The organism is Cerasibacillus sp. JNUCC 74, assembly GCF_053667775.1.
This window is the reverse complement of the sequence record NZ_CM132207.1, coordinates 3,460,303-3,473,005: the sequence shown is the minus strand read 5'-3', so window position 1 is coordinate 3,473,005 and position 12,703 is coordinate 3,460,303. Positions and strand designations below refer to the sequence as shown.

The following is a 12,703-nucleotide window of genomic DNA, read 5'->3' as shown; positions in this document are numbered from 1 at the left end:
TCGATCAGAAATTCTTCTTTCTACCCCAATAGATGAAGTAGTTGCCGTGTATAGTATTGAACTTTTTGAGTTTGAACACTGTTTGAAGAAACACCGGAACAAGAATTCTTCAGGTATTCTATAATTTGACTTGTCTTTGCTTAGAAGGATTGATAATAACAACATATACCATTATTAGTGAAAATTTTACAAGAAGGTCCAACCTGAAAAAGCTGGGCCTTCTTCCTTTACATTACTTATTTTGGTTGTAGTTCACCTGAAATAATTTTTTCAATATGGTGACAAGCTGCTCGATGTCCTTGGTTCGTATGATCTAAATTCCTTAATTCAGGTACTTGTTTTTTACAAATATCGGTTGCAAACGGACATCTCGTATGGAATCTGCATCCTGTTGGCGGGTTGATTGGAGAAGGTACATCTCCTTTTAGTATAATCCGTTCTTTTTTCCTCTCTGGATCAGGGGAAGGAATAGCTGATAATAGAGCCTTTGTATATGGGTGCTGAGGATTTTCAAAAAGTGATTTTTTGTCAGCAATCTCTACAATTTTTCCTAAATACATAACAATAATTCGATCAGAAATGTGACGAACAACACCAAGATCATGTGCGATAAATAAGAAGGTCAAATTAAATTCTCTTTGTAGGTTTTTTAGTAAATTCAATACTTGTGCCTGCACAGATACGTCTAATGCTGAAACAGCTTCGTCACAAATAATCAGCTTTGGATCTACAGATAAAGCACGGGCGATACCGATACGTTGACGCTGTCCACCAGAAAACTCATGTGGGTAACGATCAATCTGCTGTGCATTTAGTCCAACAGTTTCCAACAGTTCAACGGCTCGCTCGCGTCTCTTTCCTTTAGGAATAACGTTTTGAATGGCCATTGCTTCTGTTAAAATTTGCCCGATAGTTTGCCGTGGATTTAAAGAAGCATAAGGATCTTGGAAAATGACTTGTAGGTCTTTTCGCTTTTTTCGCATTTGACTTTTATTTAGAGCTAACAGATCGCCTCCGTCAAACTCAATTTTTCCAGCAGTAGGCTCATCTAAACGAAGAATAGCTCGTCCTGTAGTTGATTTACCACAGCCGGATTCTCCTACAACACTTAAGGTTTCACCTTCGTATATTTCAAATGAAACATCATCTACAGCCTTCACATAATTTACGGTTCTACCTAAAAAGCCACCCTTAATCGGGAAATATTGCTTTAAATTAGTTACTTTCAGCAGCTCTTTTTGGGCCATTTGTCTTCACCTCCGGATCGCCATCCCAACGGTCAGTATAAATCCAACAACGGACTTCACTTTCGCCTTCAATATGGTCAAGTGATGGTAATTCTTCTGCACAAAGATCAGTTGCAAATGGACATCTTGGTGCAAATCTACAGCCTTTAGGCATTTCTGTTGGGCTAGGAACAGTTCCTTTAATAGGCTCTAACTCATCTACATCAATATCATGGCGCGGGATGGATTTTAATAGTCCAATCGTGTATGGATGTCTTGGGTTTTTAAATAAAGATTTAACATCTTGATATTCTACTACCTTGCCACAGTACATCACTGCTACATAGTCACAAGTTTCTGCAACCACCCCAAGGTCATGCGTGATCATAATAACCGACATACCTAGTCTATCTTGCAAATCATTAATTAACTCAAGTATTTGGGCTTGGATCGTTACATCCAGTGCCGTTGTTGGCTCGTCAGCAATAAGCAGGTCTGGATTACAGGCTAATGCCATGGCAATCATGACCCTTTGCCTCATCCCGCCAGATAGCTCATGTGGATATTGTTTAACACGACTTTCTGGTGAAGGGATTCCCACTAACTTTAAAAGCTCAATTGCCTTTTGTGTTCCCTTCTCTTTTCCTAAACCTTGGTGAACTTTCAACGTTTCACGAATTTGTTGTCCGATGGTATAAACAGGATTTAACGAAGTCATTGGTTCCTGAAATATCATGGAAATTTCGTTACCACGTATATTACGTATTTCTTTATCAGATAATTTCGTTAAATCTCGTCCTTTAAAAATAATTTCTCCGCCGGTAACTTTTCCGGGGTGATCTAATAATCGGAGGATGGATAATGCCGTAATACTTTTACCGGAACCTGATTCCCCTACAATGCCGATCGTTTTCCCTTTTGGTAATTTAAATGATACTCCGTCAACGGCCTTGATTTCAAAATCATCTACAAAGAATGAGGTTCTTAAATCCTTTATTTCTAAAATATTTTCTTCGCTCACCCTATTTCACCTCTTTTCTATTAATCTAAATCAATTCGTTTGTTTAAGTATTTATAAGAAACATCGACAATTAAATTAACAAATACGAAGACAACAGAGATAATTAATACAGCGCCTTGGACAACTGGAAAATCACGTGCCAAAATACGGTCAACAATTAATTTTCCCATACCATTAATAGCAAACACGGATTCTGTTAATACAGCACCGCCTAGCAAGCTTCCAAATTGTAGACCAATAACTGTTACAACAGGAATCAATGCATTTTTCAGAGCATGTCGATAAATAACGACTTTTTCTTTTAAACCTTTTGCTCGTGCTGTACGAATGTAGTCTTGGGAAATAACATCTAACATGCTAGAACGTGTCATTCTGGCGATAACGGCAGCTCCCATTGTTCCTAAGGTGATCACCGGTAAAATAAGTTGCTCTGGTGATCCCCAACCAGTCGGCGGAAGCCACCCTAACTTAATCGAAAACCATTGCATCAACATTAATCCAAACCAGAAGTTAGGCATCGATAATCCAAATAGAGCGACTAACATAATCGCTACATCCGAAAACGAATACTGTCTAACTGCGGATATAATCCCCGCAAATAAACCTAAAACGATACTGAAAATCGTACTGTAAACGGCTAATTCAAATGTCACCCAAAACTTTGGCCATAACTCTTCACTAACTGGCAAGCTTGTTCTCCAGGAACTTCCAAAATCTAACATAGCGGCATTTTTAACAAAGTTAAAATATTGAACTGGGATTGGATCATTTAAACCCAAACGCTCTTCAATCTGCTCAACAGTACTTTCTGGCGCGCTCTCACCAGCAATAATATGTGCAGGATTTCCCGGAGACAGGTGCATAAGGGAGAATACAAGAATAGTAACACCTATTAAAACAGGGATCAGCTGTAATAGACGACGCACAATAAATTGAAACACGGTTTGCACCTACTTCCTATTTTTTTGTTTTTGGATCTAACGCATCACGTAATCCATCGCCAAATATATTGAAGGCTAGGACAATTAGCATTATTGCCAACCCTGGGAATAAGGCTATATGACCAGCTTCCCACATAAAGTCGCGCCCATCACTTAACAGTGCGCCTAACTCAGGTGACGGTGGCTGAGCCCCCATTCCTAAAAACGAAAGACCACTTGCAGAAAGCACTGAAGTAGCAATGAACAGGCTGCCTTGTACGATAATTGGCGATAAAATATTAGGAAAAATATGCTTGAATATAATTCTCGCATCGGACGCGCCCAATGCTTTCATCGCATCAATATATTCGAGGTTCCTTGTCGCCAACGTAGACCCTCTAACAATTCGTGCAAATGTCGGTATAGCAAAAATAGCGACAGCAATGATAACATTTTGTAAGTTTGCTCCTAATATACTGATTAAAGCCAATGCTAGTAAAATACCAGGAAAAGCTAACAAAATGTCCATGATTCGCATAATAATAGTATCTAATTTTCCACCGTAATATCCTGAAATAATTCCTAAAAAAATACCTACTATACCACCTAAGATAGTAGCTGTAAAGCCAATACCCATCGTAATACCTAGCCCATGAATAACCCTTGTAAAGATATCTCTACCGTGGTGATCTGTTCCGAACCAGTGTTCTGCTGAAGGAGTTGCAAATTTAACCCCATAGTTGACAGCGTTTGGGTTTTGAGAAGTTAAATGTGGACCTATCAAAGCGATGATTACTAAAGCGATAATTAAGTAGCCACCTACTAGTGCACTTTTATTTTTCCTTAATTTACTATAGAAATCTTTCAGCGAACGCATGAAAGGACTATCCACCTTTTTTGGTTTTAAGTTCGTGTTGTCGTTTGCTTGTATAGCACTCATGTTGTAACCTCCTTATCTGTAAAAATATGTAGAATTTTTTGCTAAAAATCTGATATCTTGTAAGATATTACACAGTAATGTGGAAAATTGTCATACTATTTATAGTACAATTAAACTAGTTATAATTCAATACGAGATATTGAATTAATAGTAAACTAAATATTCAAGTGAATAATTTCACGCGCAAATATTCTTGCTATTTTGTAAAAGATCGTTTATATTTAAACGTACTAATAACTTTTAAACTCAAGATAAAAAGATAGTCAGGGGGTATCGTACAGATATGAAGACAAAGAAGTTATTATGGTTAGTTTCTCTTTTAGCAATGCTTACTCTCGCATTGACAGCCTGTGCTGGCGATGGAGAGTCGAAAGACAAATCAGGTAAAGATGAAGAAGGAAAAGCAGGAAAAGGCAGTGGTGGTGATTTAGTGATTGCCACTGGAGCTGACATTGTAGGTTTATCTACGCATGGAACGAATGATGTCCCATCTAGTAACGTGATAGAGAACATTTATGAGACATTGACGAAGCTTGATGAAAATCAGAAAATTCAACCAGGACTAGCGAAAGAATGGAAAGAAGTAGATAAGAAAACATGGGAGTTCTATCTCCAGGACGGTGTGAAATTCCATGATGGTTCCGAACTGACTGCTGAGGTAGTGAAGAAGAACTATGATCGAATTCTAGATGAAAAAGTTGCCTCTCCACGAGCTTTTTTACTCGAAGCAGTAGAAAGTGTTGAAGCAAAAGATGAAAAAACAGTCGTTATTAAGTTGAAATACCCATATGCGCCATTATTAGCAAACTTGGCACATAGTGGTACTGGGATTATGAGTCCAAAGATTATTGAAGCGGACTATAAACAAATGGAAGATGGCGGAAAAGCAGACGAATACATTAACAAAAACCCATCCGGTACGGGTCCATTTAAGTTCAAGGAATGGACACCAGGTGAAAAAGTGGTGTTAACCCGTAATGATGATTACTGGGGAGAAAAGGCAAAGCTTGATACAGTCACATTCAAAGTTGTTTCTGAACAGAGTTCCCGAATTGCTGAGTTGGAAACTGGGGTCTCCCATATAGCTGACCAGATTGGGCCGAATAACATTTCCCGTGTAGAAAAAATGGATGGTGCTAATCTCGAACAGGAACCTAGTGTTTCTTTATCCTATGTCGGATTTAATTTGAAAAAAGAACCGTTTAACGACAAAAGAGTACGTCAGGCGATTTCAATGGCTATCAATAAAGAAGAAATCATTGACGGTGTTTACAATGGTGTAGCTATTCCAGCCAAAGGTCCGTTGGCACCGCCAGTATTTGGTTACGATGAAAATGTAAAAGGTTTAGAGTACAATGTAGAAAAAGCGAAAGAACTATTGAAAGAAGCCGGCTATGAAGATGGCTTTAAGACAACCATTTGGACAAATGATCAAGAGCAGCGAGTAGACACTGCTGTTACCATTCAATCCCAATTAAAAGAAATTGGTATTGATGTTAAAATTGAAGAACTTGAATGGGGAGCGTATTTGGAAAGAACAGCAAACGGTGATCATGATATGTACGTGCTTGGCTGGTCTGACGTAACTTCCGATGCAGACTATGGTTTGTACCCATTATTCCACTCTTCTGCAGTTGGTGACCCAGGTAACCGATCCTTCTTAGAGGATAAAGAGCTGGATAAAGTATTAGACGATGCACGACATGAAACAGATCCAGAAGCTCGTAAAAAATTGTATTCAAAAGCACAAGAAATGCTTGTTGACTTAGCACCAATGATCTATATTCTCCATCAGGAGTACTTGCTTGGTGTAAGTGATTCCGTAAAAGACTTTAGCATTGATGCTAATGGAATTTACCAAATTAAACAAGCTTATATTGCAGAGTAATTCCTTTATCAGAACCGAGTACTGCTTATGTACTCGGTTCTTTTTGAATACGTTCTAGACGATGGCAATTTCCTAATCTTTATCTCAAACGTTAATAGCATACCATATAGCCTGTTGATAGCGTGATTTTAATAAAATCAATAATTAGATTATTAATGTTAAAGGCCTTGGTACCTACTTTATGTTAGCCGGAAAAATTTTGCTTAGCATTTACCTTAATGCAAAATAAGCAATGAGAATAAATATTCCGCCAAAACCAATAATATATGCGATAAATACTGGATTGAGTAAGATTGGATAATTCCTTGTAGCTCTAGTATCCGGATCATGCGTATCTTCTTGAGTTTCCACTTCCTTACCCACTTTAATCGTAAAAAATAATGCGACTAAACTTATGAATCCTACAGCACCTACTAATAACCACATATCTATACCGCCTTTTTTCTTTATATTTTTTGCTCGTAACCCATTAATATACATAAAACAGCACAAATTTACTGGAAAACCATAGGTTTTTAAAAAAAATGACAGATTTTTTAAAAAATAACTATTGACAATTTTATACAATTCTTTACAATTGTATGTAACGGGTTTCATAGTTGCCTATACTATTTTTTGATTATTTTTAAAAAGATAGGATCTAAGGGAGCGGTATTTGAAATTTCGATCTTTGTATGAACGATTGCATAGGGGTAATGAAAGGAGGAAGATCAATGGCAACGATTAGGGATGTGGCGAAATTAGCTAATGTGTCAACCGCAACAGTTTCCAGAGTTTTAAATAATCAAGGCTATGTAAACAACGAAACAAGAAAGCGAGTCAATGATGCTATTAAGCAGCTAAACTATCGACCGAATGATGTTGCAAGAAGTCTTTTTAAAGGACGCTCTAAGATGATTGCTTTATTTGTTCCTGATATTAAAAATCCTTTTTTTCCAGAGCTTGCTCGGGCAGTGGAAGATGTAACGAATAAGCATAACTACACATTTGTACTTTGCAATACAGATGATAACCTCGATAAAGAAATCACTTATTTGAATGGTTTACAGCAAAAGTCTGTAGATGGACTAATTATGGTGTCAAGTACGATTTCTCAAGAAGATATAAAGAATATTTCGGTTCCTATAATTTCACTTGACCGTAAGTTTAGTTCAGAAGTTTCGTCCGTAACTGTAAATAACCGGAAAGGTGCTGAAGTTGCAACTCGCTACTTAAAATCCATTGGATGCAAACGAATTGCGCATATTTGTGGTCCCCAGTCTGCTAGCAACTCAATGGATCGTTTAAAAGGCTACCTTGATGTCGTTAAACATGAAAGCTGGTTTTTATCCAGTTACGTCGTATCTGGCGATTATCGCTTTCAACAATCATTTGAAATTACGAGGGAGATGTTAACCCAACATCCGGAAATTGATGGAATTTTTGTTGGAAATGATTTAATGGCGGTAGGGGTTTTGAAAGCAACAAAATCTTTAAAAATCAAAGTACCTGAAGAATTATCAATTATTGGTTTTGATGGTATATCCATAGGGGAAACAACCACTCCAACCTTAACTACCATGCAGCAACCGATTTATAAGCTTGGTGTTCGAGCAGCACAAATACTATTAGATCATATTAATAATCCAAATCACGACATTATTCAAGAAGAATGGGATGTTACACTAATTAAACGCGATTCGACAAAATGAAGGGAGTAACAGCAATGAACAATCAACCAAAAGTTTGTGTAGTAGGTAGTATTAATATGGATTTAGTCATCAAAACAGCAAAAATGCCACAACAAGGGGAAACGGTGCTTGGAGAATCCTTTGCAACTTATCCAGGCGGAAAAGGAGCAAACCAAGCTGTTGCAGCAGCACGTCTTGGAGCAGATGTCTGTTTAATTGGTGCTGTTGGTAATGATCCATTTGGAAAAACATTGATGAGTCGACTCCAAAAAGAAGGGATAAATATAAATGGTGTCATCAATGATCAACTATTACCAACAGGTGTTGCAAATATTATTTTATCAGATAAAGATAACCGCATTATTGTTGCCCCCGGTGCCAATTCAGCTATAGTACCAGCCGTAATCGATAAACATGATTTGATTATTCGTCAGAGTCACATTATCTTATTACAATTAGAAATTCCGTTAGAAACAGTGCTTTATACGGTGAAAAAAGCAAAACAATATGATATTCCTGTCGTCGTTAACCCTGCTCCATTTCAACAGCTTCCAGCTAAACTTTTAGAATACACTACATATTTTACCCCAAATGAACTAGAAGCTAAGGCAATGAGCAACGATCCTTTATATACATCCATAGAAGAAAAAATGATTATAACCCTCGGAAAAGAAGGGGTGTCTTTTATAGAAAATGGTAAAAAACAGCATGTTGAAAGCTTTAACGTAAATGTAAAGGATACAACTGGAGCTGGGGATACATTTAATGGAGCATTTGTAACTTGTCTGGCGAAAGGTCTTTCTATCGCTGAGGCTGTAGAATATGCGAATGCTGCTGCAGCTCTGTCGATTACGAAAGTAGGAGCCCAAGAGGGAATGCCAACGAAAGAAATGGTAGAGAAATTCATTCAGGAAAGGTAAGGTTAACATTGAAGAAGACAGGTATTTTGAATCGAGATATATCAATTGTACTATCCAAACTAGGGCATACAGATACAATAATTATTGCAGATTGCGGGTTACCTATCCCTGACGATACCATATGTATTGATGTTTCCCTTCATCTCGGAGAGCCACCGCTATGGAAAGTGTTGGAAGAGCTGATGGAGCATATAGTTGTAGAAAAAATTACAATGGCAACGGAAATGAAAACGAATAATCTTAATTTACATGATGAAATAATAACTACCTATTCGGATATTGAAATGGATTATATGTCACATGACGAACTTAAAGCTTGTATTAAGAACACAAAAGCAGTTATTCGAACAGGAGAGGCAACACCTTATGCAAATGTTATATTGCAAGCTGGTGTGATTTTCTGACGAAAGGGGTGAGAATATGACTGATAAATCGTTTATTGTCATGAAGGATATCAGCAAATCTTTTTCTGGCAATCAAGTATTACGACAGGTCGATTTTAGAATAAAACGTGGAGAAATTCACGCCTTAATGGGAGAAAATGGAGCAGGAAAGTCAACATTAGTAAAGATTTTAACAGGAATTTACCAAAAAGATGAAGGTGAAATTTTTTTAGAAGGAGAAAAGATAACGTTTACTAATCCAAAGGAAGCTGAAGAAAAAGGAATTAGTATGATCCATCAGGAATTAAATATTATCCCCCAGTTAAGCGTAATGGAAAATATGTTTTTAGGAAAAGAAATAACTTATGGAAAAACTGGAATTCTAAATAAGCAAGAAATGAAACAAAGAACAAAAGAGAGTTTAGCTAAATTGGGAGTAGAGTCTATTTCTCCAGAAGATATAGCTGGCAATTTATCTGTTGGGCAACAACAAATGATTGAAATCGCTCGTACTTTAGCAACAAATGCGGAGCTGCTTGTAATGGACGAGCCTACTGCAGCATTAACAGACCGAGAGATTGAGAGGTTTTTTAATGTAATTAAAAAGCTAAAAGCCGAAGGTGTCAGTATTATTTATATTTCTCATCGCATGGAGGAGATTTTTGAAATATGTGATCGTATAACAGTGCTTCGGGATGGTGAGTACATCGGAACAGAAAAAATAGCAGATACATCATTTCAAGCGATTGTGAAAATGATGGTTGGCAGGGAGATCGGTGAGCGATACCCAACTAGATCAAATAGTATAGGAAATACCGTCTTTGAAGCAAAAGCATTAGCGTGCGATAACATCGTTAACGATGTTAGTTTTTTCGTGAAACAAGGTGAAATCTTAGGTGTTGCTGGTCTCATGGGAGCAGGACGATCAGAATTAATGGAAGCTATATTTGGGTTTCGAAAATTAACGAAAGGAACGATCTATATTAATGGAAAAAAAGTTGATATTAAACACCCAAATGATGCTGTAAAGGCGGGCATTGGTTTTATCACGGAAGATCGTAAATCAAAAGGTTTAGTAATTGATGCTTCGATTAAAGAAAATATTGCTTTAACGAACTTGAAGACGTTATCAAAGAAGGGGGTTATTTATAAAAGGAAAGAAAGAGATCTGGTTAAAAGATTAATGGAAAAATTAAAAGTAAGAGCGACAAGTGAAGAACAGATAGTAAAGTCGTTAAGTGGCGGTAATCAACAAAAAGTAGTTTTAGCAAAGTGGTTAGGTATTCGTCCCAAAATACTCATTTTAGACGAGCCAACTAGAGGAGTGGATATCGGAGCTAAAAAAGAAATTTATACCATCATTAATGAACTTAGTAAAAATGGTGTAGCGATTATTATGGTTTCTTCCGAATTACCAGAAGTGCTAGGGGTTAGCGATAGAGTTATGGTCATGCATGAAGGAAAGATAACTGCTTTTTTTGATCGAACAGAGGTGGATCAGGAAAAGATTATGATGGCAGCTACGGGAGGAGGTCAAACATGAAGAGGTTCAACGGAATAAATATAGCAAAGCTGGGACCTCTGCTTGGTTTAATACTTATTACTGCTGTTCTAGGAGTGATGAGTGAGAACTTTTTTACGTTAAATAATCTCTTTAATTTATTGAGGCAAGTTTCTGTGAATGCATTGATTGCTTTTGGAATGACATTTGTTATTTTAACAGCAGGTATCGATCTTTCAGTGGGATCTATTTTAGCTTTGGGAAGTGCACTTACAGCTGGAATGCTAGTAAATGGAATAGATCCATTACTAGCAGTACTTATTGGTCTTTTTATCGGTTTAGTTCTTGGTGCTGTAAATGGACTGATTATTACCAAAGGAAAGGTTGCACCTTTTATTGCAACATTAGCAACGATGACCATTTTTCGAGGAGCAACACTTGTTTATACAGATGGGAAGCCAATTACCGGTTTATCTGATAGTTTTATGTTTGAAATGATTGGTCGAGGCTATGTATTTGGAATTCCGTTTCCAGCGATTTTAATGATTATCGTGTTTGCTATTTTGTTTTTCGTTCTAAGGAACACGGTATTTGGTCGGCAAGTGTACGCTATTGGTGGCAATGAAGAAGCTTCGATCTTATCTGGTATAAAAGCAGAGCGGGTAAAGATTTGGGTTTATTCTTTAACAGGTATGCTATCCGTATTGGCAGGTATTATTATTACAAGTCGGCTGGATTCCGCACAACCAACAGCTGGAACGATGTACGAGTTAGATGCTATTGCTGCAGTTGTCATTGGCGGTACAAGTCTCTCGGGTGGCAAGGGAAGGATTGTAGGTACGCTTATCGGAGCGTTAATTATCGGCGTCATTGATAACGGTCTAAATTTATTAAATGTCTCCTCATTTTACCAACAAATTGTTAAAGGTGGCGTGATTTTACTAGCAGTACTTTTAGATAGAAATTCAAAATAATTTAAAAGTGTTTGTTCAAAACAAGGCAAAAAGGAATGAGACAACAAGAGGGAGAAGTTTGTAGATCTTAGATCATAAATCACCAGAACCAAGAAATTCTGTAGCATTTTCACCAGATGTTTTGAACATCTTCTAGTAGGAATTCCGATACGATTTCATGTATCGTTCCAAAAAATAAATAGGAGGTAGTTTTTAATGATGAAATGGTTGAAAGGGTTGCTGATTGCTGCTGCTATGTTAATTGTTTTAGGGGCTTGTTCCACAGAGGGTCCTAAAGATGCAGAAGGGAAGAAAGACGGGGAAGATAAGGATAGCGTAAAAATTGGTTTATCTATTTCTACATTAAACAACCCGTTTTTTGTTACGCTACGTGATGGAGCAGAAAATGCAGCCAAGGAAGCGGGCTATGAACTGGTTACCGCAGATGCTCAAAATGATCCATCTACCCAATTAAGTGATATTGAAGATTTGTTACAGCAGGATATTGATATATTGCTTGTAAACCCTGTAGATTCAGAGGCAGTTGTTACAGCGGTTGAATCAGCAAATAAAGCAGACGTACCAGTTATTACAGTAGACAGGAGCTCAGATGGCGGGGAGGTTGTAACGCATATAGCTTCTGATAATATCGCTGGCGGAGAAATGGCTGGAGAATTTATTGCAGAACAGCTAGGGGAAAAAGGTAATATTGTAGAATTAGAAGGTATATCTGGGTCGTCAGCTGCCAGAGAAAGAGGAGAAGGATTCCATAATATTATTGATAAATTGGATGAAATGGAAGTTGTTGCTAAGCAGACAGCTGATTTTGACCGAACAAAAGGTTTATCTGTCATGGAAAATATCATACAAGGCAAAAATGATTTTGTTGCATTATTTGCACATAATGATGAAATGGCATTAGGCGCAATCGAAGCGTTGGAATCACAAAACAAGCTAGAAGATGTAATTGTTGTAGGCTTTGATGCAACAGAGGATGCAGTTAAAGCTGTTGAAGACGGAAGAATGGCTGCAACGATAGCGCAACAACCCGAAATTATTGGTCAACGTGGTGTAGAAGCAGCAGGAAAGATTGTCAAAGGTGAAGAAGTAGAAGAATTTATCCCTGTTGAATTGAAATTAATTACTAAATAATGAAGGGTCTGTCACCGAAAATATAGCACTTTTGGTGGCAGATTTTTTTAATTGTTTGAAGAACTATAAAATTATTTCATTGTGAATAATTCTTTTTTTAAAAAAAGCTTCGTTCAGCTTAAAGCGCTC

12 protein-coding genes are annotated in these 12,703 nt (G+C 37.3%); 7 read left to right on the top strand and 5 right to left on the bottom strand.

Annotation, left to right across the window (positions count from 1 at the left end):
• Nucleotides 1-236 precede the first annotated feature (236 nt).
• Genes JNUCC74_RS15430 through JNUCC74_RS15415 form a run of 4 tightly spaced genes read right to left on the bottom strand, consistent with a single transcriptional unit; the run spans nucleotide 237 to nucleotide 4,107 of the window.
• A complete protein-coding gene (locus JNUCC74_RS15430) occupies nucleotides 237-1,247 on the bottom strand; it encodes an ABC transporter ATP-binding protein (RefSeq protein ID WP_077318336.1) in 1,011 nt (336 codons plus the stop codon).
• On the bottom strand, nucleotides 1,216-2,247 hold the full coding sequence (locus tag JNUCC74_RS15425; protein ID WP_077318335.1) for an ABC transporter ATP-binding protein: 1,032 nt from the start codon (nucleotides 2,245-2,247) through the stop codon (nucleotides 1,216-1,218). Before JNUCC74_RS15425 ends, JNUCC74_RS15430 begins: the two co-directional genes overlap by 32 nt.
• Nucleotides 2,248-2,267: 20 nt before the next feature.
• Complete coding sequence (locus tag JNUCC74_RS15420; protein WP_077318334.1) at nucleotides 2,268-3,188, bottom strand: ABC transporter permease; 921 nt, start codon at nucleotides 3,186-3,188, stop codon at nucleotides 2,268-2,270.
• A 16-nt stretch (nucleotides 3,189-3,204) separates the two neighbouring features.
• A complete protein-coding gene (locus JNUCC74_RS15415) occupies nucleotides 3,205-4,107 on the bottom strand; it encodes an ABC transporter permease (RefSeq protein ID WP_077318333.1) in 903 nt (300 codons plus the stop codon).
• A 283-nt stretch (nucleotides 4,108-4,390) separates the two neighbouring features.
• On the opposite strand from JNUCC74_RS15415, the gene JNUCC74_RS15410 reads away from it, so the two are divergent.
• Nucleotides 4,391-5,995 carry a glutathione ABC transporter substrate-binding protein gene (locus tag JNUCC74_RS15410; RefSeq protein WP_454066031.1) on the top strand — a complete coding sequence of 535 codons (1,605 nt, stop codon included), beginning with the start codon at nucleotides 4,391-4,393 and terminating at the stop codon, nucleotides 5,993-5,995.
• A 210-nt stretch (nucleotides 5,996-6,205) separates the two neighbouring features.
• Here the strand turns inward: JNUCC74_RS15410 and JNUCC74_RS15405 are convergent, their stop codons facing one another.
• The gene (locus tag JNUCC74_RS15405; protein ID WP_077318331.1) at nucleotides 6,206-6,421 is read right to left on the bottom strand and encodes a hypothetical protein; all 216 of its coding nucleotides are present in this window, start codon (nucleotides 6,419-6,421) and stop codon (nucleotides 6,206-6,208) included.
• Between the two features lie 287 nt (nucleotides 6,422-6,708).
• Between JNUCC74_RS15405 and JNUCC74_RS15400 the strand changes: the two genes are divergently transcribed.
• The 6 genes from JNUCC74_RS15400 (at nucleotide 6,709) to rbsB (ending at nucleotide 12,574) form a co-directional block, all read left to right on the top strand.
• On the top strand, nucleotides 6,709-7,686 hold the full coding sequence (locus JNUCC74_RS15400) for a LacI family DNA-binding transcriptional regulator (protein ID WP_454066030.1): 978 nt from the start codon (nucleotides 6,709-6,711) through the stop codon (nucleotides 7,684-7,686).
• 14 nt (nucleotides 7,687-7,700) lie between these two features.
• Nucleotides 7,701-8,585 carry a ribokinase gene (rbsK, locus tag JNUCC74_RS15395; protein WP_454066029.1) on the top strand — a complete coding sequence of 295 codons (885 nt, stop codon included), beginning with the start codon at nucleotides 7,701-7,703 and terminating at the stop codon, nucleotides 8,583-8,585.
• Between the two features lie 8 nt (nucleotides 8,586-8,593).
• A complete protein-coding gene (gene rbsD, locus JNUCC74_RS15390; protein WP_454066028.1) occupies nucleotides 8,594-8,989 on the top strand; it encodes a D-ribose pyranase in 396 nt (131 codons plus the stop codon).
• 16 nt (nucleotides 8,990-9,005) lie between these two features.
• Nucleotides 9,006-10,511 carry a sugar ABC transporter ATP-binding protein gene (locus JNUCC74_RS15385; protein ID WP_454066027.1) on the top strand — a complete coding sequence of 502 codons (1,506 nt, stop codon included), beginning with the start codon at nucleotides 9,006-9,008 and terminating at the stop codon, nucleotides 10,509-10,511.
• Complete coding sequence (locus JNUCC74_RS15380; RefSeq protein WP_077318326.1) at nucleotides 10,508-11,443, top strand: ABC transporter permease subunit; 936 nt, start codon at nucleotides 10,508-10,510, stop codon at nucleotides 11,441-11,443. The genes JNUCC74_RS15385 and JNUCC74_RS15380 overlap by 4 nt, the downstream gene beginning before the upstream one ends.
• A 195-nt stretch (nucleotides 11,444-11,638) precedes the next feature.
• Nucleotides 11,639-12,574, top strand: a complete 936-nt coding sequence (rbsB, locus tag JNUCC74_RS15375; protein ID WP_179104288.1) for a ribose ABC transporter substrate-binding protein RbsB — start codon at nucleotides 11,639-11,641, stop codon at nucleotides 12,572-12,574.
• Nucleotides 12,575-12,703: the final 129 nt, after the last annotated feature.